The 20,304-nt window shown below is 34.3% G+C and carries 26 protein-coding genes, 1 pseudogene and 1 riboswitch; of the genes and pseudogenes, 10 read left to right on the top strand and 17 right to left on the bottom strand.

All coding sequences use genetic code 11. From position 1 onward, the window contains the following. The first annotated feature begins 68 nt into the window (after positions 1-68). Complete coding sequence (locus KVT27_RS09740) at positions 69-350, top strand: hypothetical protein (protein WP_036126330.1); 282 nt, start codon at positions 69-71, stop codon at positions 348-350. A 111-nt stretch (positions 351-461) separates the two neighbouring features. Here KVT27_RS09740 and KVT27_RS09745 read toward each other — a convergent pair whose 3' ends face one another. From KVT27_RS09745 to KVT27_RS09755, 3 genes are all read right to left on the bottom strand, one after another. Then, entirely contained in the window at positions 462-1,217 is a 756-nt protein-coding gene (locus tag KVT27_RS09745; RefSeq protein ID WP_217581223.1) for a class I SAM-dependent methyltransferase, read from the bottom strand. A 72-nt stretch (positions 1,218-1,289) separates the two neighbouring features. Then, positions 1,290-1,676: a VOC family protein gene (locus KVT27_RS09750; protein WP_036126335.1), complete on the bottom strand. Its 387-nt coding sequence runs from the start codon at positions 1,674-1,676 to the stop codon at positions 1,290-1,292. A 194-nt stretch (positions 1,677-1,870) separates the two neighbouring features. Then, entirely contained in the window at positions 1,871-2,632 is a 762-nt protein-coding gene (locus KVT27_RS09755) for a glycosyltransferase (protein ID WP_036126338.1), read from the bottom strand. A gap of 639 nt (positions 2,633-3,271) precedes the next feature. On the opposite strand from KVT27_RS09755, the gene KVT27_RS09760 reads away from it, so the two are divergent. The 3 genes from KVT27_RS09760 to KVT27_RS09770 all read left to right on the top strand — a co-directional run bounded on the left by KVT27_RS09760 (position 3,272) and on the right by KVT27_RS09770 (position 4,921). After that, positions 3,272-3,550 (top strand): hypothetical protein, encoded by a 279-nt coding sequence (locus KVT27_RS09760; RefSeq protein ID WP_217581224.1) that lies wholly within the window; start codon positions 3,272-3,274, stop codon positions 3,548-3,550. A gap of 459 nt (positions 3,551-4,009) precedes the next feature. Continuing rightward, a complete protein-coding gene (locus KVT27_RS09765) occupies positions 4,010-4,330 on the top strand; it encodes a DUF4183 domain-containing protein (protein ID WP_036126339.1) in 321 nt (106 codons plus the stop codon). A gap of 192 nt (positions 4,331-4,522) precedes the next feature. Next, complete coding sequence (locus KVT27_RS09770) at positions 4,523-4,921, top strand: hypothetical protein (protein WP_208705977.1); 399 nt, start codon at positions 4,523-4,525, stop codon at positions 4,919-4,921. A gap of 114 nt (positions 4,922-5,035) precedes the next feature. Here the strand turns inward: KVT27_RS09770 and KVT27_RS09775 are convergent, their stop codons facing one another. The 3 genes from KVT27_RS09775 to KVT27_RS09785 form a co-directional block, all read right to left on the bottom strand. Beyond that, the gene (locus tag KVT27_RS09775; protein ID WP_217581225.1) at positions 5,036-5,230 is read right to left on the bottom strand and encodes a hypothetical protein; all 195 of its coding nucleotides are present in this window, start codon (positions 5,228-5,230) and stop codon (positions 5,036-5,038) included. A 40-nt stretch (positions 5,231-5,270) separates the two neighbouring features. Next, positions 5,271-5,417: an RNA polymerase sigma factor gene (locus tag KVT27_RS09780; protein WP_233301760.1), complete on the bottom strand. Its 147-nt coding sequence runs from the start codon at positions 5,415-5,417 to the stop codon at positions 5,271-5,273. 350 nt (positions 5,418-5,767) lie between these two features. After that, on the bottom strand, positions 5,768-6,238 hold the full coding sequence (locus KVT27_RS09785; RefSeq protein WP_036148636.1) for a hypothetical protein: 471 nt from the start codon (positions 6,236-6,238) through the stop codon (positions 5,768-5,770). A gap of 144 nt (positions 6,239-6,382) precedes the next feature. Here KVT27_RS09785 and KVT27_RS09790 point away from each other — a divergent pair, with 144 nt between their 5' ends. Next, complete coding sequence (locus KVT27_RS09790; RefSeq protein ID WP_036126346.1) at positions 6,383-7,015, top strand: hypothetical protein; 633 nt, start codon at positions 6,383-6,385, stop codon at positions 7,013-7,015. 404 nt (positions 7,016-7,419) lie between these two features. On the opposite strand, the gene KVT27_RS09795 is transcribed toward KVT27_RS09790, so the two are convergent. Beyond that, positions 7,420-7,704 (bottom strand): hypothetical protein, encoded by a 285-nt coding sequence (locus KVT27_RS09795; protein WP_217581226.1) that lies wholly within the window; start codon positions 7,702-7,704, stop codon positions 7,420-7,422. A gap of 19 nt (positions 7,705-7,723) precedes the next feature. On the opposite strand from KVT27_RS09795, the gene KVT27_RS09800 reads away from it, so the two are divergent. Further along, complete coding sequence (locus KVT27_RS09800) at positions 7,724-7,909, top strand: hypothetical protein (protein ID WP_208705976.1); 186 nt, start codon at positions 7,724-7,726, stop codon at positions 7,907-7,909. Positions 7,910-7,990: 81 nt separating this feature from the next. On the opposite strand, the gene KVT27_RS09805 is transcribed toward KVT27_RS09800, so the two are convergent. The 4 genes from KVT27_RS09805 to KVT27_RS09820 form a co-directional block, all read right to left on the bottom strand. After that, the gene (locus KVT27_RS09805) at positions 7,991-8,650 is read right to left on the bottom strand and encodes a potassium channel family protein (RefSeq protein ID WP_036126353.1); all 660 of its coding nucleotides are present in this window, start codon (positions 8,648-8,650) and stop codon (positions 7,991-7,993) included. 22 nt (positions 8,651-8,672) lie between these two features. After that, the gene (locus KVT27_RS09810) at positions 8,673-10,010 is read right to left on the bottom strand and encodes a TrkH family potassium uptake protein (RefSeq protein ID WP_208705975.1); all 1,338 of its coding nucleotides are present in this window, start codon (positions 10,008-10,010) and stop codon (positions 8,673-8,675) included. 168 nt (positions 10,011-10,178) lie between these two features. Next, a riboswitch (cyclic di-AMP (ydaO/yuaA leader) is annotated at positions 10,179-10,319 on the bottom strand. A gap of 276 nt (positions 10,320-10,595) precedes the next feature. Further along, complete coding sequence (locus tag KVT27_RS09815) at positions 10,596-10,745, bottom strand: hypothetical protein (protein ID WP_161785567.1); 150 nt, start codon at positions 10,743-10,745, stop codon at positions 10,596-10,598. Between the two features lie 177 nt (positions 10,746-10,922). Next, positions 10,923-11,153 carry a hypothetical protein gene (locus KVT27_RS09820; RefSeq protein ID WP_036225714.1) on the bottom strand — a complete coding sequence of 77 codons (231 nt, stop codon included), beginning with the start codon at positions 11,151-11,153 and terminating at the stop codon, positions 10,923-10,925. 826 nt (positions 11,154-11,979) lie between these two features. On the opposite strand from KVT27_RS09820, the gene KVT27_RS09825 reads away from it, so the two are divergent. From KVT27_RS09825 to KVT27_RS09835, 3 genes are all read left to right on the top strand, one after another. Then, positions 11,980-12,471 carry a DUF2798 domain-containing protein gene (locus KVT27_RS09825; protein ID WP_217581227.1) on the top strand — a complete coding sequence of 164 codons (492 nt, stop codon included), beginning with the start codon at positions 11,980-11,982 and terminating at the stop codon, positions 12,469-12,471. A gap of 617 nt (positions 12,472-13,088) precedes the next feature. Continuing rightward, positions 13,089-13,664: a sigma-70 family RNA polymerase sigma factor gene (locus KVT27_RS09830; RefSeq protein ID WP_208705971.1), complete on the top strand. Its 576-nt coding sequence runs from the start codon at positions 13,089-13,091 to the stop codon at positions 13,662-13,664. After that, on the top strand, positions 13,654-14,703 hold the full coding sequence (locus tag KVT27_RS09835) for a hypothetical protein (protein ID WP_217581228.1): 1,050 nt from the start codon (positions 13,654-13,656) through the stop codon (positions 14,701-14,703). Before KVT27_RS09830 ends, KVT27_RS09835 begins: the two co-directional genes overlap by 11 nt. Positions 14,704-15,110: 407 nt before the next feature. On the opposite strand, the pseudogene KVT27_RS27525 reads toward KVT27_RS09835, so the two are convergent. Together KVT27_RS27525 and KVT27_RS09845 are read right to left on the bottom strand one after the other, a co-directional pair. Then, positions 15,111-15,506: pseudogene (locus KVT27_RS27525) on the bottom strand (NUDIX hydrolase). 70 nt (positions 15,507-15,576) lie between these two features. Further along, positions 15,577-16,299 (bottom strand): DUF4085 family protein, encoded by a 723-nt coding sequence (locus tag KVT27_RS09845; protein ID WP_208705970.1) that lies wholly within the window; start codon positions 16,297-16,299, stop codon positions 15,577-15,579. 320 nt (positions 16,300-16,619) lie between these two features. Between KVT27_RS09845 and KVT27_RS09850 the strand changes: the two genes are divergently transcribed. Continuing rightward, positions 16,620-17,858 carry a TolB family protein gene (locus KVT27_RS09850; protein WP_217581229.1) on the top strand — a complete coding sequence of 413 codons (1,239 nt, stop codon included), beginning with the start codon at positions 16,620-16,622 and terminating at the stop codon, positions 17,856-17,858. A 633-nt stretch (positions 17,859-18,491) separates the two neighbouring features. Here KVT27_RS09850 and KVT27_RS09855 read toward each other — a convergent pair. The 4 genes from KVT27_RS09855 to KVT27_RS09870 form a co-directional block, all read right to left on the bottom strand. Next, on the bottom strand, positions 18,492-18,647 hold the full coding sequence (locus tag KVT27_RS09855; protein WP_162832712.1) for a hypothetical protein: 156 nt from the start codon (positions 18,645-18,647) through the stop codon (positions 18,492-18,494). Between the two features lie 178 nt (positions 18,648-18,825). After that, positions 18,826-19,191 carry a Gfo/Idh/MocA family oxidoreductase gene (locus tag KVT27_RS09860; protein ID WP_208705968.1) on the bottom strand — a complete coding sequence of 122 codons (366 nt, stop codon included), beginning with the start codon at positions 19,189-19,191 and terminating at the stop codon, positions 18,826-18,828. A 171-nt stretch (positions 19,192-19,362) separates the two neighbouring features. Beyond that, positions 19,363-19,641 carry a hypothetical protein gene (locus KVT27_RS09865; RefSeq protein ID WP_217581230.1) on the bottom strand — a complete coding sequence of 93 codons (279 nt, stop codon included), beginning with the start codon at positions 19,639-19,641 and terminating at the stop codon, positions 19,363-19,365. A gap of 78 nt (positions 19,642-19,719) precedes the next feature. Further along, positions 19,720-20,172: a hypothetical protein gene (locus KVT27_RS09870; RefSeq protein ID WP_208705966.1), complete on the bottom strand. Its 453-nt coding sequence runs from the start codon at positions 20,170-20,172 to the stop codon at positions 19,720-19,722. Positions 20,173-20,304: the final 132 nt, after the last annotated feature.

The following is a 20,304-nucleotide window of genomic DNA, read 5'->3' on the forward strand; positions in this document are numbered from 1 at the left end:
GCAGATTTAATCTACAGAGCTTGTGGATTAAACTCTGTCTTTTTGTTTTAAATTTAAGGTGCTTCACCTTGGCTACTTTTTTTATTTTTGACAAACGAGTAAATGTTACTCAATCCATAGCTTATGAAGCATCACAATTTGTACTTTATGCGGATAAAAAAACATCTTTCACCCACACTAATGGTGGAGGTGAGAAGATCATGGGTAATAATAAACATAAGAATAATAAAACTCAAGACAACAAAAAACAACAGAATCAAAATCAAAATGCTAACAGAGAGCGTGAAAACAGAGAAGAGTTCGCTGAGGAAGTAGATTTCAGTCGTATTCAAAATGAAAAAAATAAGTAATTCATGTGGCACTACCCCCAATATTCACTTTTATAAAGTTGCATATTGGGGGTTTTTATGACTATCAAAAAAATGGAAATCATTTTGATTAGGTTGATTTTAGCAACACTTTTAGATAGTACCTAAATAGCTTCGCGTTATATTTTGGAGAACCATTTTTCCATTGTTACTGTACTTTTCGAATAACGCCGACAGTAAGTAAACGAATTCTTGATATTTTTCGTCATGTTTTTTGGGAGCATACGATGCTGATAAATTCCTTCCCAAGAAACCTTCATAATCAAATACTAAATCATTTTGATACTTTTTAAACTCATACTTTCCATCCTTAAAAAAGCTGTGAAAAACGTCTTGGGTTTCTTCCATTCCACCGCTAAATCCTTTGAAATTTAAGCAGGTCCTTTGGCAAATTTCTGCATTCTCTTGAATAATCGGACTTGTTAAATCTCTGCTATTCCACACAAGAGCAACATTAGCCTTTTCCCTTACTATTCGTTGGCATTCAATTTTAAATGCTTTTTTATCAAACCAATGAAATGCCTGTGCAACTGTTACTAAATCAACGCTATTACCTTTTAAAGTAGTGTTTTCGGCAGTTCCTTTTATTGATTTAAAACGAGAATATATGCTTAATGACTCCTCAGCCATCTTTCTCATGTCATCATTTGGCTCTACTCCTATAACATTCATACCTTTTTCCAGCAGCTGACGACTCAATATCCCCGTACCCGAACCAATATCGGCCACGATCTGTTCTTCTTTAAGTTGATTAGCTGAAAGCAAGTAATCAATATATTCATTAGGGTAACTAGGACGATATTGCGCATATATTTCAGCCTTATCTGTAAAATTTTCAGTTGTTTTCATAGTACTACTTTCCTCCCTTTACTATTCAGTACGATTGGCTTTATCCAGAAAAATAGCTGCCTATATAAAGTGCTAAGTGTTTTTACAAATCATTAATACATTCCCATCTAGATCTTTGAACACAAAATAAAAATCATCCTGTATTTCTGTCACAAGTTCAACATGATGCTCCTTCATAAATTGATATGAAGCTTGGAGATCATCCGTTACAAGCTGAATGGATGGAACTTGGTAGGTGGCAATATCCCCATCCTTTTTTCTCCACTTTGGCATAGCATCTAAAATTAATCCTGCCGTTCCTTCCATAGGCGCCACGAATAAATGTCCAAAATGCTCTTCTCCTCCTTCCAAACCAAGTATTTTTCTGTACCATTCTATTGCCTTCTCTAAGTTACGAACTGGAATAAATACAGCACCGATTCTGTTTTTAATGGGCGTACGATTATTAGGTGTAGTCATTTACATTCTCCTTTCATAAAACTTTACATTTACTGTTGAATTCTACATCCCCTCATTTTTCACCTCTATTAATAATAGGTATATCACTATCAATCAATAAAACGTAAAAAAAGCGTTAATCGAATAAGGATTAACGGCACAATGGTTTCTTTATTTTTATCTCTCTACTTGAAATCTAGCTTAAGAACCCTTCTTTATCTATCTTGATTTTCATAATAGGCTTCATCCGCATACTTTCGATCTGTTCCTTTCAGATAGGCTAAGATAATGGATGGACGTTTAAGTAATATCCAATCTCCATTTTTATCAAACTTCCTACTTGAAGTGATCATTCCATTTTGAATGGTCCCAAATTTTTTCCCACTCTTTTTGCCCAACACTTTTAATCGTTTAGCGAAATCTGCATCTTCCGCCATAAGCATTTCTTCATTAAAACCATTGATCAATTTAAAGTCCTTTTTATAACACCAAAAAATCCCCACAGAAATAGCTCCATACTTAAAGAATAATGGGCCAATTAATAACAATGCTGAAACAAAAATTCCTAAGGACATTCTTTCAAACTTTCCTGTAACTCCGCCTCCAATGTACTTTCCTGAGCTTAAATACTCCTCTACCTTTGACAACACATGATCATTCATCAGTGTATCTGCATCAATCGTAACAATGATTTCACCTCTCGCTATTTCAACACCAGCGTTCCTTATCTTAGAAAGGTTCTTGTCGTCATTCTTTAATACGATACAATGATACGATCTTGCAATTTCCTCCGTTTTATCCGTACATCGATTTAAGATAACAATGATTTCAACTTGATTTTCATATGGTTTAGAAGCTTTTAAGATGGATTCTATGCATTTCCCAATGTACTGTTCTTCATTATGCGCGGGTATTACAATTGAAAATTTTATAGCCTCCTTATTTTTTTCTTCTAAAGAATTCTCCTTTTCGCCCATACATTATCTCCCCTTCGATTGAAACCATTTTTATTTCTGTAACAGTAACTTGACACAAGAGTAAATTTTGTGGAAATGACATCGAAGTAACACTATCTATTTAATTTCCCCTTCCAAACACCACCCTTATAAGGAATATTATCTCATTAAAGATGGACCTGAACGAATCAAAATTTGAAATTTTTTCTAATTATTATGTATTGCAGTTTCAAGACACTTAGAAGTCTTATCCGCAACAAATCAGGAGCTTCCGAAAAAATGCAATATAATGGAAGTTAGTCTTTCAGCCTTGGGAGCCATACCCTCTCATTTTAGCTCTTCAAAATCACCAAGGTTTGTGTAATTCACTTTCTGGTCTCGCGACTAAGATTGTCTTATATTCTCCATCTGGAAAAGAATGTACTCTTTTATAACCAAAAATTGTACATTAAAAGGGCATGAAAGTACTTTGTGTTGAATGAGCTCCACCATAAACTATTTTGAGAAGTAACGTACGATGATGCTGCGGCTTTTCGTAAAAAGGACTGATAAGATGAAAAGATTTATGTGGACTATCAGCGACATACCAAGCTTGTAGGGAGTGCTGCTACATCCCTTGACCTCTCTGCAAGCTTGGGTTTCTCAAGGGAGCTGATATGGATGAAAAATCGATCAAGGGCCTATATTCGCCATCAAAGAGAGCGAAAGATTCAAAAGAAATGGGCTATTTTACAAAATATTATGTTACGGGAAAATGAATACATGCCTATAAGGGGTACATTGAGCAAAGGTAAAGTGCATTGCTCTTGTAGAATGTGCCGCTACGAGCAATATCACTCGATCCCAAAAGCCAAACATAAAGCAAGGTTAATAGCTATGGAACAGGAAATAGACGAATATGTCTATTTCCTTTTAGTATGCTGTTCTTTCTTTCCATGATCTTGCCCTTACAAAAAGCATATCGCTAGGAAATAAAAATAATTTCCCGGGTAAGCGCAAGAAATGACAAGTTTAGTCTTCCCTAGCAACACTAAGCGACTGATTTCATCATTATCCATGACTTGCTTAAGTGTTAAAGCAAGCATTTTCCCTCGCACTATTCTATTTCATAATTAATTTCCCTATGAATTATATTTATTTCCTGACCAAGAATGTCTTGCCATCAGTACATTAATGTAGTGTTGGTCGAGTATCTGCCGCTCTCCCTTTATCCTCTATCAAATTTTCTTTAATAGACCTATCGCCAAACCATCCTCCATATTCAATTCATATACTATTAGTGGAAATATAATAAGTTGTATTTTCTTGAAAACCTTCATTTTCTGGTGTGAAAACAATCTACTTTTTGACTCGTATAACAACTCACTAAAGATTATTTTTTTGAAGGGAGGTGAAAAAATGGCACTTTCAATTATAAATATCCATGTAAATGTTACAGGAACTTCCACTAAATTTTTTAATATTTTAGCAGCAAATTTAGCTGTCACTGATGGCACGACTATTGCTGCAACTGCCTTTTTAGATGATAGTGGAAATGCCGCTACTGCTTTCCCAGTAGTCACAAATGGCTACTATAATTTCTATATTAATGGGGTATTACAGGAAGGTGGCTCCTATACAGTTTCTGCAACAGAGTTAACCTTTAACGACGTTACAGGTACACTCACTGCAGGTACGCCTTTAGTAATCGAAGCGGTAGAATTAGTTACACAAACGTAATTAGTAAGCTAGTATTTCCCCTTATTTTTTGATGGAGGGTCACTACATCCCCAAGTGACCCTTAAATTGCTTAAAGGAGAAATCACATCCATTTTTCTCATCCCTAATAAAGTAATAAACGAATAAAAAGTTCATAGAATAGCATTGCATGAATAGGATGGATACTAAAATATTAAATGAAGGAGAATGACTATGAGCATTGAAATAATTAAACTCGCACCAACACTATTACATGTATTTAAAGCTGGTGAGTCGAATCCAAAAAAAGAAAAGCGCATTATTTATGGACAAGCTACATCAGACGCAAATGGGATCGCTACCTTTTATGTTACAGACAATGCATTAGCGAATGGCAATCCTTTATTATCAACTATTGATTTCGCAGTATCAAGTGTATACTCCACAAATGCATCGATTAATTTAAGACCTAGAGTACAAATGAGAGAAAAGAATATTGCTGGAAAATATGTCTCTGCGAATGTGACAAATATTAGTGGTGTAACGGTATTAGGCATTAGTGTATTGGGGTCTGAAAATCCAGTAAGCGGCGTTATTGTGGACTTTATGGTTCTAGGCAGCTTTGATCTTTAATAGAAGGTATGGAGGTTTTTCATTGATGATGAAAGAATGAAAGAATGAAAAAAAGATGCCCAAAAAGGAGAGCCTATTTGAACATCTTTACTTTATTGCAAAGGAATATTCAGTTCAATATTTCTCCTGATAGGATTGGCGTAATAGTTTAAATATTTTTGCCTTTCCATTATAATCTTCAAATTGTGTCGTTTCCACTACGTATTGCTCATCTCGTGAAAACGAAATACCTTTGGACTCTAACAGCGTACCATCTTCTTTTATTGCAGCAGAAAACATTAAAAATTTACCTTGATGATCCTGATTCATCTTTACGGATACACTTTGCTGCGACGCGGAAATATCACCATTAAAATAGCATCACGTCCATAGCATCTTGCTCATTCTTCATATATGTAATGGCCAGACGATACAAAATATCCTGATCCATTTCAATAAGGGAAAGTATCGCTTTATGATCCCCGCGTATAGCACGCTGCTCTAATTCAAATATCATCCTTTTCGCCTCCTTCCTCCATTAGACATGCGATTCTTCATTTCGTTCAAAATCTGTAAATTTTTCTTTTAAATTGGAAGTACCATGGTTCTAAACCAGTAAAACACATCATCCTGTGCCTTACTGGTTTTATAGAAGCCTACATATTATGAGATAGAAAATTCCAAGCTCGAGGCTTCAGTGTTCCCCCCTTTGTCATTCTCAGTTACCAAAGCGCAAAATGATACATATTCCTTTCTCTGGTACTCCATGCTCATCGGTTATCCTCATTTGTAGAATTGTCGACCATTTTTTTGAAGAACGGACTCCCCTATGTTCGACCGCCACGTAAAACATTTATAAATTATTGTTTATCGTGTATACACACCTATGAAACCATCATCATTCCCATTATTAAGAAGTTTGATTTCCTCATAGGGATTCTTCTTGTTACTTTCTAAAAGAAATAGCTTTTTGTAATTTGTGCTACTTCCTTCTGTAGTTGTATAGGTAAAAGTTAAAATTTTCTTTTCCTTATTATATTTAAAGGAGTAATCAGAGTAATTCTTTGTAGTTGAATTTATTAAAATATATGTTTTATGTTCATTTTCATCATAAGCATAAATTCCATCCTTTAATTCTTCTCCAAATATGTTAAGAACCTTCTTACTTTCTTCATGATTAGCATCCAGTTCTAGTACTCTTAAATTTTCTAATTTTGTATTTTCAGAAAGAACAATTTCGGGATTGTTCTCTTCATAGTTAACATCCACACTATAGCTGCAAGCCGTTTGCATTAACAATAATCCAAGTAAAGCACAAACTGTTAACCTCTTTTTCACGACTCTTTTTCCACCTTCTTTTAAAATTTAATAACTTTAGTTAATACTTACATATTATACAATAATCTAAACTAGTATATACAAATATTGCCACTTAGTATATAATGGAAATTGAATTACAAATACAGGGGGGGTTGTTAAAAGATGACAGCAATAACTGGAAATAAGTTACTTAGTTCGTTGTTCTTTAGCTTTGTGTTATTTTTAGTTTTTAGTTGCAGTAGCCTTTTAGTCCATGCAGCCGAAAGTGATTCAGAATTACTACCCTTTGAAGATTTAGAATTTGTGACAGATGATAGGTATAGCGTACCAACAGAAGACGGTGGCATGATTTTGTTTGAATCAGAAGAAGATTACCAATCTTATCTGAATAACAGCATACAACCTTTATGTGCTACATGTAATCAGACAACTCAGACAACACTTGAAAAATACACTGTTTCACGCGCATTTATTGGTTATCACCCCGCTACACCAGGTTGGGATAAAGTGAAAAGTGTATCCATCGCTGGCGGAATCACTTGGAGTATAAACGGCTCCTTTGCACAAGGTTCATCAACGTTCGGTATTTCATTTTCACATAGTTTTACATCTACAAGGACTTATGAATCGCAGTACCCTACTAAATATATCCGTGTTGGTGTTAGAAAAGATGTTATTTACCACAAAGTAAAAAATGTAGTAAGAAATCCTATGGGTACAATTATCAACACGTATATCACTGAAACTGCAACTCCATATGGTGATACGTATACGGAGTTAATGTATAGAAATTAATTAGCTATTTAAAAGTAGTACAAGTATAAATATCATGTTACGAAAACCCAACTACAAATTTTTTTTGTAGTTGGGTTTTTAAATTAACGAAAGTATTGAAAGCAACTCAAGCAAAATCTTTATTCATTAAAATAGAATAAATCCATGCGCCAATTATGGGGTACACTCATAAGTCATACCCCACAACCCTTGCTATATCAGCATTTCTAGGCTTACCTAAAAATACTGTTTTCATAAATGCCAGGTTTTTTGTAATAAGGGGTTATAAAAGTAAATCAACTGGGGTAAAAGTGAGGTACTACCGTTTTTGAAAGTTTGTACCCCACTTTATTAGTTTGCATAATAATTATTATATGGCAGGTGTATAAAAAAATCACTACTCATTTAGAGAGTGATTTTTTGTTTTATATAAAACTGTTCATGGCCTCTTTAGTTTCAATTGAGTACGTTTCTTCTTCTATGATGATAGGCTCATTTCGATCAATCCTAAATTTACTTTGAGGTGGTCGTTTCATATCCTCTTCAATTAACCTCTTTACATACTTACTGACGTTTCGTGGCTTCCCAGTCAACGGGTTTGTTTGTTCTGCATGATTTAATAGTGCGAGATCGTGTTCGCAATGGTAATTGTCCAATTTTCTTCGCCATTTAGATGAAATGGAAATACGTAAGATTTTTCGATTACTCAAATTATAAAGGCGATGGCCCATGAACATCATTGATTTTATTGGGTTTACATTATGCGGAGGCATCATTGTTTTGTGGGTAGCCGATAAGGTTGAAAACTTGGTGTATAATCTGAAATCGATGCTTGGAGAAACTATAGATGAGGCTGTTACTGTAGTAATGAAAGTTGTACCTAAAAAGAAGAAACATGATGAATTAGAGGTTTAGTTTAAATAAATCCAGGTACTCATTCGAGCACCTGGCTATTTGTTTGCTACATTATTTACCTTATCAAAGCTAAATATTCTCTTAGTCATTTAAACTTGAGAACCTTGCTAAATCACTTCTTTTACCAATAGTTACTAACAGATCTTCTCTTTGTAGTAATTCCTCAGGAGATGGTGAAACGATAATATCTCCAGTTCTTATTATTGCGATTACACTAACGTTGAATTTAGCACGAATGTTCAGCTCTTTTAAGTTCTTACCAACCATTTTTGAAGGGATAATAATTTCTTCTATATTATGATCCTTAGAAAGTTCAATATAATCGAGAGTGTTTGGTGAAAGAAGTTGATTGGCAACTCGGTCTCCCATATCCCTTTCAGGATAGATAATCCAATCCACTCCTATTGCTTCTAAAACTTGACCGTGACGTTTTCCAATAGCTTTTGCGATTATTTTTTTTAATCCAAGATTTTTAAGTAGCATACAAGTCAAAATACTTGCTTGAATATCATCACCAATTGCTACAATTATACAGTCAAAGTTGGTAATTCCTAAGGATCTAAGTGCCTTCTCATCCGTAGAATCTGCAATAACTCCGTGTGTGTAAAAAGTTTCAGCATCTTCTACACTCTCTTCATCTAAATCTATACCCAAAACTTCTTGCCCAGCTTCATGTAATCTTCTTGCGATACTGGTTCCAAATCTTCCTAATCCTATCACAGCATATTGTTTTTTATCCACTCTCTATACACTCCCCGTTTATTTATCCAATCATTATTTTACCTTTTGGACGTCGGTATGCTTCCTGTTTACGTCTTTTAGTAATTGCAAAACCTAATGTAAGAGGTCCTAATCTCCCCACAAACATTGTTAAAATAATTATAAAACGACCAATTGGTGAAAGCTCAGGCGTTAACCCCATCGATAAACCAACAGTACCGAATGCTGAAGTGGCTTCAAATAGATACATTATAAATACATGACCTTTTTCCGTAATACTTAACATGAAAGTGACAACAACTACTATCATGATACCACTCATTGCGACAGTTAGTGCCTTTAGGATATTTTCAATAACAATACGACGTTTAAATAAAACTACTTCTTCTTTTCCTTTTAGTTGAGAAAGGGCAGTTATAATTAATACTGCGAACGTAGTGACTTTAATACCACCTGCAGTCGAACCTGATCCTCCTCCAATGAACATCAAAAAGATGGTTAAGAACAAGGTTGCATGAGTTAAATCTCCCATAGATAATGTATTAGCACCAGCAGTTCTAGGTGTAACACTATGGAATAAAGCGCCAAGACCTTTTCCTGTTGGAGATAAGGAACCTAATGTTTTTACATTACTATACTCAAATAAGAATATTAAAATAGTTGCTCCAACAATAAGGATAAGCGTTGTGCTTAAAACAACCTTTGTGTGTACCGAGAAAGTACGAATTTCACGATATTCATAAAGTTCATTAATCACAATAAAACCTAATCCCCCTAAGATGATAAGAGAACTAATTGTTAAAACTACAATGGGATCGTCAACATAATCAGTTAAACTGTTAAACCCTCCCATTAAATCGAAACCAGCATTATTAAAATTTGAAATGGCATGGAAGAATCCATAATAGATTGCTTGACCAATAGACATATCAAACGAAAAACGAACGGCAAGCAATATACCACCAATACATTCAGTTATGACAGTGAAAATTAATATCCGTTTAACTAATCTAACTACGCCAGCAGTTGAATTTGTATTAAAAGCTTCTTTCAATAACAACCTTTCTTTTAAAGAAATTTTTTTCCCTAATAGAACAAATAAAAAGGTTGCAAATGTCATAAATCCTAGCCCACCTACTTGTATTAGGATTAGAATTACAATTTCTCCAAACAATGAAAATGTTTCACCGGTATCAACAACTACAAGACCTGTAACGCATGTAGCCGACGTAGCAGTAAATAATGCATCTAAAAATGCTAGACCTTTACCATCTTCTGTTGCTATAGGTAGAGTTAATAAAAAAGCACCTATAAAAATTAGAATAGCGAATCCCAAAACAAGAATCTTTGCAGGATCAAGATTTTCTTTTAAGCTCTTCATTTTTATCTCCTAAGTGTGGTACATAGTAATACATTACTTTACCCAAAATTTGAATTTATATGAATCATGTGCGGAATAAAAACCATTCGCAACCCTTTTATTGGAAAATAAAAAAAGACCGATCTAAACAAGCAATAAAAAATTACTGAGTTAGGCGGTCTTCTTTATGACCTCCTTCGCTTTAGCCGACGAAGTTAGCTGACGGGTAGGATGGCGAAAGAGAATATCTCATCCTTTCTGCAAGGCAGAATTAACCCCAAAATAATGGGTCCTCCGTTCTCAATTGTTGAGATTTGGCCGATATTTTATTAGTTCTGATTTACGGAATTATTGTACTCCTTCATATAAATTTTGTAAACAAGGAAAATATTTATCTATGCTTATTAAACTGATCACTCCATTGGTGTATGTTGTAACATATTAAATATCGGAGGAATTCAATTAATATTCAAAATTAAGCTCTAGAAACATTTCTCGGTCTTCTTTAATAATAATTTTTAATATAAGGTGTCACCACGCTCTGATAACCCTGTAACACGCATTTCTTGTGCTTTAATATCATTCCTAATCGATTCTACCCCAGCGTTAATTGTCTAGTTTCGTGCGTATTACGGCTGAATCAGATGCATCGTTCTTAACATCCTTGTCTCGATTACGGTTGTAAGTGAGCACCCCAATAAAAGCATCTAATACTGTACATAAAATTCCGATTAAAGCTTCTGTTTGACTGTCCATGTCAACACCTCACAAATAAAAATAGCACCGCTCGGCAAAGTGCATTGCTTAGGTCTTGTTGTATAAAAATAGCCCTCCACAGCTGATTGTGGAAGGCAAAATATAATGCTAGTTATATTGCGTATAATTTTGTTCAAGAAAAAACCCCACCTATTGGTGAGGTTTAAACTAAACGAATTAATAAGTAGTAACTACAATATTAGAATCACCATCTTTAATGCCACCTGTTACAACTAACTTAATGTGATAGGTAGTGCCCACCATTAATCCACCAATTCTAACACCATAACTTGTTTCTGTTAATATAGGGTTGTTATAGTTTGGGTTAAAATTAGGACCATCAAATACTGCAACAAGTGTTGAATCAATCCAAGTTATTCCTCCATCAGTTGATTGTTGTACCTTCATACTTGTGGATCCTATTGCGGGATTAATTTTGAAAGTTAATTCACCATTTCCTTTATAACCATCAATTCTAAAATCGTTTTGTGCGCTGTTCTCGTCTTATAACTTTTCGGTTTTATAACGAGCCTTCACCGTACAGGCGACTTTCATCGCATACGGCGATCCATCAGCAGTAAATTTAGTACTTATTTCCCCCTCAACATCTTAATTTTATTTGAATATTAAATCAATAGTACTTGGACAAGGTAAAGAAATCTTAACCTGCCTAGGTCCTTATCATTTTAAACAATAAAAATAACGCTAGCTTATGCTGCGTTTGCTTCTTTAATTCATATTTGAATGCAAATAAAAGACCACTATATTAAGTGATCTTTTTAACAAGGGAATGATTTATTTTTTACATATTATTCTTAACAAAACATGTAAACTGGGGTAATGCCTTATCTCTTAAAAAATATGGGCCGGCCGTGTATGTCATGCTTGGAACTAGTCTGTCAAGCGCAGGTCGGTCGTCGGTCTGTCTTTCCCTAATATTTAGGTTTTGATAAATACCAAGGGAGGAAAACCTTACCGCTCCGACCTACCTCCGAGTTTCCATTATATTTCCTTTCACAAAACATGATACATGTTTTTCATTTGTTCCTTTTGTTACATCTGTTCCTTTTGTTCCCCAATCGCGCCCTATTATTGAATAAACTATTGCATGCTGCCCTCATATTGTGCAGTAACATATATTTATAATTCCCACCAAAACCTTCACAGAATTGTCACTTACTAAGTATTTATAAAATTTATATACTTACTCAAGTAACGAAAGGAGTGTTGACGTATGCCAACTACTAGAAAAGAAAGTCTATATTTTGGTTTAATAATGTGTTTTGGAATGGTACTTTTTATGACCCTTTATAACTTCTACCTTAATGATATATTTGGACAAATTTCTTTCTTAGGCGGAATTACTGATTTTTTAATAGGTTTTATTGTTGCTATCATTCTTGACTTGTACCTAGTGGGACCTATAGCTAAAAAAATAGCTTTCAAATTAACAGCAAATACATCAAATGTTCTATTTAAGATTCTAACATTATCTACATGCATGGTTATTGGAATGGCTTTTTTTATGTCTATTTATGGTTTGATAACAAGTTATTTTCACAATGGATTGTATTCCAATTCGATTATCAAAGAATTCCTTTCTGTGTTTTGTAGGAATTTTATTGTAGCATTGCCTTTGCAAATTATTATTATGGGACCAATTGTACGTTTTTTATTTAATAAGTTTATAAAAACTTCTCAAAATAACTTAGTACTAAAAAATTAAGTTGAAACATATTATTTACGTTTCAAGTAACCTTAGAGATTTATTCTTTTGGGTTACTTTTTTACTGAACATTTTCTTTCAAGTATGCAAAACCACTTTTAAAGGTTATCTAAAAAGACACAACTCCTTTTATAGGAATTGCGCCCTATTCGACTAAAGCCCCTATTAGTTCAATAATCAATATTAGGAAATTTATTTACTTCACACAAGAAAAAGTCAGTAAAAACGGAATTCATTATCTTCTAATAAATTCTTCTTCACTACTAAAATGTTCACGCGGTGTACCTTCACGTAAATCTAGAACTGAAAACCAACTTGTTTAAGTGCTATAAAATAATGTTCGATTGTACGATGATAGTTCACCACTATTTGGCCAATCCAAGGCTATTTCTTTACCCCTCACAGAAATAGCCATCGACGATCCAATTACCACGTTTATCCCCTGATTGCTTACTAGCCAATGAACCTCGGCTGGCATACGGGTCGTTGTACTCCTGATTTTCTTCCTGATCGATGACCGCCGACACTCAGCCGTTTGCAAAAAAAAATAAAGAACCGAACCTTTTTTTGATAGAGAGACAATATAGTGTGTAAGCTTACTTAGGAGGACCCTCTGAATGCAAAATGAATATATGTACCAATTACTCACAAAAATGAAAGAAGGTGATCAACAGGCGTTTCGTACGATGTATGATGCCACCTATCAGGACGTCTACCGGACAGTCTCCTTTCTGGTCGATCATCAGCAGGATCGGGAAGATGTCATGAATGAGATCTATATGCAAATGTGGACCTCCCTTGCTAACTATGATACGAACAGACCTTTTCACTTCTGGCTAAATGGCTTGGTAATCCGTCAAGTGCAGAGATTTCGGGTCAAGAGTTGGCGGAGATTCCGAATTTTTGAACGCATCCGTGCCTTTTCTCGGGAAGAGCCTCATTGGGATCAACCTTCTGTGTTGATGGATGGGACGAAGCAAATGATAACACAGGCAATCCAAAAACTGACCGATAAACAACGATCCGTGATTGTCCTCCGCTTTTTTCACGACTATAAACTTGAGGAAATAGCGACATTGCTCGAAATTCCGCTGGGTACGGTCAAGTCCAGGTATCATGCTGGCCTTCAGGTGCTTCGAAAAAACTTAAGTAATCTCCCCCCAGAAAGGATGGAAGAAATCAATGCCAATTGAACGCAAAATCCGTGAATATCTGCACAAAGAGGCAGAAACTATGGAGTGCCCTCCGGCCATTTCCAAACGAATAGAACAATCCTATTCTCAATATTTCCAACGAAAAAGGAGCGAAATAAACATGAAAAAACGATTAATTAGTGGATTAGTTGCTACTGCGATTTTGATTCCAACCGCAGCATTTGCGGCCCCTAACTTGATTGAAATGCTTACTAGAACACCAATGACTGTTGAACAAGTCAAGGTGGATGAGGTTGGCAAAGAAACACTTGAGAAGCTATATAACGCATTTCCTGAGACAAAATCGTTTGAGATTATCAATGCAAGCAAGGTGCAAGGTGTCCAAACAAGCATCATACTGCAGGAAAAAGGAGGAATTGGCAAAAAGATTTCCCTTCATACAAACGGTATTACGGGTGCGATTGAACACGTGAATCAGGAGAATTGGGAGCCAAAGGAGAAACCACTCACTACCTTAACCGATCAGGAAATCAAGTCGAAGGTAGATTATCTAATTGATAAAATGTTTGGCAACAGCGAAGAGTACAAGTTTGCTATGGAGCAAATAGAGAACCCGGATCAAAAAACGTTTATGTTGAATTACACCAAAAAGGGATCAAAAACACCTTTCTACCAGGTATTTGTTCAAGGAAATACAATCAGTGTTTCTCTAATCGGAGGTGAGACTACACCTTCAAACATTAAAGTAGAAGGTTTTTTCTCTACGAATGGGAAGCCTGATTATACTGCTGATTCCTTTTTAAACGACGAAAAACTGTTTGCTTTACTAAAAATTAGCCCAACAGAATTAAAACAAGAATTAGCAAAAGGTAAATCGGTTGTCGAGATTGCAGCATCTAAAAATGTCTCTAAACAACAAGTGATTGATGTGATTGCAAAAACACAGGCTGAAAGACAAATTCAAGATGAAAAAAATGATGATGTTCCTAAAAGCAATCGTTCAAGTGAACAATTGTTAAAAGCTGTTGAACCGAAAGTATTACAAGTTATTGAACATAAAACTGAAACACCATGGTAGAAATAACAAATCCTAGGCGGGTGAGGTGGCAAAATATCGCTTGAGTACATCTAATTCAATGGTTGCTTCTTAAATATGAATTTGAATGGTGGCATGAGGTGCTTTTAATCAAACTTTATTACAAACCTGTACTTAAACAAATGTGCCTATAGTTCAACTAGGGTTTAAAAAATAATCAAACTTTTTTATAAAGTATTTAATCTGCTACTTTAAATAAAGGCATGTTTTGATCAATCTTTTTCAAAACATGCTCTTTAGATCTATTCTCATATCAAGGTTGTTATCCTTTAATTTATTAAACTTTATTACAAACCTACAATTGTATTTTATTCAATTAAATGGCCCTTTTCATGAAGAAAAGCACAATTCTTGCTACCTAATTGCGCCCGATTGTTGAAGAACTTTATTCACCTAAATTCCTCATTACTTGATAAGGTTTGAACTATCAAAGCAACTTCTCTCGGTTTAACATCAATAGACAATAACCTTTTATATCTATCCACAAAGGCAAATATATTCCTCTATCTCTCTCTTTGTCTGTGTATTTCTCACCTTGTCCAGTTCCGAATGTTCCATTAATGATTTCGGATAAGAAAAAGTATTGGGTTCCTTTATATTCAATTTTTGCTATACAATCATTAACCTTTACTTCTACTCCCAATTCTTCAAATGCTTCTCTTTTTGCTGCGTCTTCTGGCGTTTCCCCTTTTTCTATTCCACCACCAAGAAAAACATAATAGACAATGTCATCACTAATTCTACCTTATCTTTTCTACTATAACTACCGAACCTCTATTTCGCATTAATCGTAACCTCTCATTCATTCAAATCTTTTTAAATTATTGCGCCTGATTGTTGAAGTACTTTGTTCGACTAAAAGTCCTTACGTGTAAAGGAAACTCGTTCAGCTGAAATAATAAAGTCAATTAACTCGTTCTCTCCATTTTTTAATAATGCATGAAATTCGTATTGATTATTAACTTTATACACTTCCTCATACAACCACCATGTATTTTCTAATAAACCATCTTGTTTTATTAGATGAGAATTTTCAAAGGTTACTTCATGTACATCTGTAAAACCACCTGAATTATCTATGGTTAATGTTAAATTTGTGTCATTTTGAATTAAGTTTATTACCTTACAATCATGGAATCGAAAATCCTCTACAATTTCTTTATCAAATGAAGTGGAGGCTTCTTTATAATAGCTTCTGTAATTCTCACTAATGGCATTTACTGACCTTTCATTTTCCTCACAAAATTTAGTTAAAGCATTTATGACCTTACGGGATGCTGTATATAAAGCGAAAACTCTTAAATCAGCTATCTGTTCTAAAATCATTTGTGGTAATTGCCTTTTTAAAATCATCTGATTTACGATGAAGGCGTTATCAAATTCTTCTGTTGCCTCTTCTTTATTAAAATCAATTGTATACATTTCTTCTCGTAAAGTAAGCCAATCCATTAATTCGCTATTGTAAAGCTGTTGAAAGTATTCTTCTGAAAATAATTCAGCCTCTTGATCTTCCACTAAATTAAGATGGAAACTTGTTTTTTGACTCAACTCGAACCATTCTTTAGTAAAATATTTCATTATAAACCTCATCCTTCTTATACACTAAGAAATTTAGCGAAATTGTTCAACTACTTTTTTGTATATTTATCTATTTATAACATAAATAACCAAAAGTAATATGGCCCTTAAATGAAAAAAGACACATTCCGTACGCTTCCTCTTCTACATTCTTTTTAGTTATTGGTTCAAAATATAGGTATGCCCCGTTACTTTATTCTGGGATTCTAACTTAAAAGTCCAATTTTTCTTTACTCTTAGTTAATAAAAGCGGCATTGTCTACATAAAAAAGCTGTCTAGAAAGATAATAAGAACATAATCCATGAAAGGAGAAATGTACATGAAACGAGCTTTCTTCTTAATAATAATCCTTGCTAGTCTGTTTCCTTCAGCCCCATCAGCAGCTGTAGAAAATCAGGTGAAAGCTGCGTTTATTAGGGGAGGTAATTTGTGGACCTTAATAGGTGATCAAGAAAAGCAAGTGACGAATTCGGGCAAGGTATTCGCTAAACCGCAATGGTCGACAGATGGTAACCTGCTGGTTTATCAAGTTGAAGAACCTTCTGAAATCTACAAAGGGGAAGCACAGTCAGAGTTATGGACCTATAACATTAAAACGGAGGAAAAGAAGAAAATTTTTTATGATGGCTCTTCGCCTAAATGGGCACCTCATAAGAACGTTATAGCTTATAAAAACAAAGGAATATTGGACATCTCAAACCTTCAGCGGTTCTATAATATCGCAACCGGAGTCAACGATTTTACGTGGCTTCCGGACGGTACAGGTTTCCTTCTTTCTTCATCCGGCACTCTTCGCCCCGATGGGTGGTCAAGCGCTTCTTTGTTTACAAAAAAAGTGGACGATAATTATGAGAACGTTGTTCTTTTTGGGGGAGTGGAACCTTTTTTTACATTGCCAAGAGAAATTGGGACAACTGATAAGAACAAACTGATTGCCGTACATGCCGAACAGCTAACCTATTCCCCGAATGGCAAATGGATTTCCTTTGTTGTGACCCCAACTGCCTCCTGGTCTATGGATAGCGATATGGTTTGCGTCATCGATAAGGAAGGAAAATACTTCGAAGTATTAGACGAAATGATTTTACAGGTAGGCCAGCCTAAGTGGGCACCCTCAACTGATACGTTGGCGTATATCGCAGGGGGCGGAAGAATTGTTTTTGGTTTTAGAGATAAGGATTTAAAGGTAAAGGAGATGCCTGTTTCAGGGTCATATACGCCTGACAATTACTCAGATCTTGATTTCAATTGGATTACTGATAAATTACTCGTAGCCTCGAGAATAAAAGAACAAGATTGGACAAACGACTTCAGCAAGCACCCGCTTCCTGTGCTTTATTCTATTGATATTGACACGAATAAACAAACGAAAATAAGCAATCCTCCTAAAGGATATGGAGATTATGCCCCTCAGTTTGTCCCAACCATAAAGAAGCTCGTTTGGCTAAGGGGTTACTCAATTATTGACACAAAAAGAAACCTCTGGAAGGCCAATTCGGATGGCACAGAAGCAACGGAATGGCTTCTCGATGTAGAAGAGATTGTATTTTATAAATAGCTGGGAAGACTCTCCTTATAGTAGAAGAGGAGGAAATCAGGATATTTTACTTTGACTAATACAAAGAGGCTTTAGAATATATTTCACCTTTGAACATTAAGTACATCTTCTTTAAAATGAAACCTCTGTTTTAAGTATTTTTTCATATTAATCACTAAGCGTTATTTAAGGATCTGGCTCTCATACTGAAAAAGGCACAATTTCAATTCAAAAATTGCGCCCTTTTAATGAAATAAGAAACTTTCCTGACTACGGAAAAGCGCCCGATTGTTGAATAACTATTTTTTTTTATTTATAGCTTTTCTCATATATATCTATATCTATTTTAGGTATTAAATATACTAACGATTTTTTCGTTTAATAAAATCTCTTTTTTTTAAACCATTTTTATTGTAAACGGACTACATTCACGTTTAAAACATTGGATAAATCGTTTTAAAGGCGTTGATTTTAAATACCTTGATAATTACTTAGCCCGGTTTTAGATAGTCATAGCAATGAAAGCGCAAAAAAAGACAGAAATATATCGTAGTTTATGCCTGTCGAAGTTTATTTTTTAGTAGTTCAATGACTATTAGAGATACTTTTTTAAAAAAATTAGAGCCACAAATTTAGTGACTCTAATTTTTATGTCTATTCTTTACAAAAATCTACAAATTTTTTTGCCTGTATTAAGGACATATCTGTTTGTTCTCTCACAAACTTCACTGCTTTAATTTCACCGACGGACTTTATTTTCTCTTTTACTAAGGCAATCAGTTCCTCATTATAGATTTTAGTATAATCCATTTTTCCTACCTCCTCTAATCTATAATACCTTGTACGACTACTTTACCCATTTAGTTTCAAATATATATTAATACCACAGAAAGATGTTTGTAGAAATAAGGAAAAATCGTTTGAGGGTTAATATTTACTAGATAAAAACAACATTTAAATTAAACATAGCCTTATGTTTAAATAAATTCTAAGTATTTAAATTATCCAGTATGTCATGCCGATAGCTGTTAGAACAGCACTCTTTAGATTCTTTACTATCCCTTGTAAAAGGTTTTTCGCATACAACATTTATTCCTCTTTGCAATGCGCATTTCACCCTTTCAAAGTGATAAATTGGTATTGAACTCACAAATAATAACTCAAGTTCCTCCTTCTCTAACATATCCGTCCAATTTTGATAATGAGCAGGAGGATTTTCACCATTTAATAATTCTTCAGGTAATTGATGACGCTCCATAGTGCTAACAGCAGTAATTTTCATCATAGGATGTATTTTAATGATAGGGGCTTGAACTTTTAAACCAAAACCGCCCCCTATTATTCCAACTTTCATATATATACCTCCTTTATAATACTGCTGAATTCACTTCACTTTTTCACTAGAAGTTTATTGTAACTTACAATTCCTTGTTAAACTAAACTGCACTGTTAGTTCAATAAAGAAAAAAGAGCTGCATATGCAACTCAATGATCTTCAAGGAAAGCACCCCGTTAGTGAATATATTCATACTAATACCCAATGTAAGCTAAGTAAGTAAGTAAAATAAAAAAATAGCACTCCTAAAAATAACATTATTATTTTATTTATATACCAAGGAAATATACTAAGTAAGATAACAACAATACCACCTAAAATATCCCCTAAAAAATTACCTGTTGAGACCGCTGGAAAATCCTTTCTGAATTTCTCGTGTTCTTTTTTAGTATAGAAACAAGCACCGATAATTGCTATTAAACTAATAATAAACAATAAAAATGCACCTGAATGAAAAAACTTATTCATTTTATAACTCCAAATTTTTTATCACTATTGTAACACTTATTATTGCACTATACTGCGCCGTTGGTTAAGTACATTTCTTCACATTCTTTTCTTTAAATAAAATGAGCAAAATCCTGAAACACAAAGACAGGCTATAAATGTCCAGAAGTTAAAAAATAAATGATTAGAAAAAGGATTTAAATAGGATATTTCGTTTTCAAAATACGGATTGATTTCATTTCGAAATGAAGCGATTCTGTAAATCGTCATTACCAAAATCAGCACAAACACCCCTGAATAGCAGGTTTGAAATAGTTTCCTTTTCATTAAAAAACGTTTATGTAACTTTTCAAAAACCAACATCATTGCAAAGAAAAAATAAAGAATAATTAACATCGGAAACATAACAAACATTAAGCCTGGGTTTCCATTCCCTCCAACAAAATTGTCACCTGTGGGGTCGAATAAAGTAGTAGTCATATTAGTGAATGCAAAACCGACAACACTTACAATTCCCGAGATAACTACACTTAGCAAAAAAAGAATACGCATTATACTCCTCCTCAACAAAGCTGCCTCTTTAGTTTAAGTGAAAATCTTCACAATTTTGTAAAGACGCGTTCCTTAATAAACGCGCCCAATTGTTGAAGATCAGAGATACATCCGAATTGAGATTTGAGAGTG

This window comes from Lysinibacillus sp. GbtcB16 (assembly GCF_019091145.1).
Taxonomy (GTDB): Bacteria; Bacillota; Bacilli; order Bacillales_A; family Planococcaceae; genus Lysinibacillus; species Lysinibacillus fusiformis.

Coding starts and splice junctions, on each gene's coding strand:
- KVT27_RS09745 (WP_217581223.1), bottom strand. CDS start 1,217: ATGAAAACAACTGAAAATTTTACAGATAAGGCTGAAATATATGCGCAA.
- KVT27_RS09750 (WP_036126335.1), bottom strand. CDS start 1,676: ATGACTACACCTAATAATCGTACGCCCATTAAAAACAGAATCGGTGCT.
- KVT27_RS09755 (WP_036126338.1), bottom strand. CDS start 2,632: ATGGGCGAAAAGGAGAATTCTTTAGAAGAAAAAAATAAGGAGGCTATA.
- KVT27_RS09760 (WP_217581224.1), top strand. CDS start 3,272: ATGAAAAATCGATCAAGGGCCTATATTCGCCATCAAAGAGAGCGAAAG.
- KVT27_RS09765 (WP_036126339.1), top strand. CDS start 4,010: ATGGCACTTTCAATTATAAATATCCATGTAAATGTTACAGGAACTTCC.
- KVT27_RS09770 (WP_208705977.1), top strand. CDS start 4,523: ATGAGCATTGAAATAATTAAACTCGCACCAACACTATTACATGTATTT.
- KVT27_RS09775 (WP_217581225.1), bottom strand. CDS start 5,230: ATGAATCAGGATCATCAAGGTAAATTTTTAATGTTTTCTGCTGCAATA.
- KVT27_RS09780 (WP_233301760.1), bottom strand. CDS start 5,417: ATGATATTTGAATTAGAGCAGCGTGCTATACGCGGGGATCATAAAGCG.
- KVT27_RS09790 (WP_036126346.1), top strand. CDS start 6,383: ATGACAGCAATAACTGGAAATAAGTTACTTAGTTCGTTGTTCTTTAGC.
- KVT27_RS09800 (WP_208705976.1), top strand. CDS start 7,724: ATGAACATCATTGATTTTATTGGGTTTACATTATGCGGAGGCATCATT.
- KVT27_RS09810 (WP_208705975.1), bottom strand. CDS start 10,010: ATGAAGAGCTTAAAAGAAAATCTTGATCCTGCAAAGATTCTTGTTTTG.
- KVT27_RS09815 (WP_161785567.1), bottom strand. CDS start 10,745: ATGGACAGTCAAACAGAAGCTTTAATCGGAATTTTATGTACAGTATTA.
- KVT27_RS09820 (WP_036225714.1), bottom strand. CDS start 11,153: ATGAAGGTACAACAATCAACTGATGGAGGAATAACTTGGATTGATTCA.
- KVT27_RS09825 (WP_217581227.1), top strand. CDS start 11,980: ATGCCAACTACTAGAAAAGAAAGTCTATATTTTGGTTTAATAATGTGT.
- KVT27_RS09830 (WP_208705971.1), top strand. CDS start 13,089: ATGCAAAATGAATATATGTACCAATTACTCACAAAAATGAAAGAAGGT.
- KVT27_RS09835 (WP_217581228.1), top strand. CDS start 13,654: ATGCCAATTGAACGCAAAATCCGTGAATATCTGCACAAAGAGGCAGAA.
- KVT27_RS09845 (WP_208705970.1), bottom strand. CDS start 16,299: ATGAAATATTTTACTAAAGAATGGTTCGAGTTGAGTCAAAAAACAAGT.
- KVT27_RS09850 (WP_217581229.1), top strand. CDS start 16,620: ATGAAACGAGCTTTCTTCTTAATAATAATCCTTGCTAGTCTGTTTCCT.
- KVT27_RS09855 (WP_162832712.1), bottom strand. CDS start 18,647: ATGGATTATACTAAAATCTATAATGAGGAACTGATTGCCTTAGTAAAA.
- KVT27_RS09860 (WP_208705968.1), bottom strand. CDS start 19,191: ATGAAAGTTGGAATAATAGGGGGCGGTTTTGGTTTAAAAGTTCAAGCC.
- KVT27_RS09865 (WP_217581230.1), bottom strand. CDS start 19,641: ATGAATAAGTTTTTTCATTCAGGTGCATTTTTATTGTTTATTATTAGT.
- KVT27_RS09870 (WP_208705966.1), bottom strand. CDS start 20,172: ATGCGTATTCTTTTTTTGCTAAGTGTAGTTATCTCGGGAATTGTAAGT.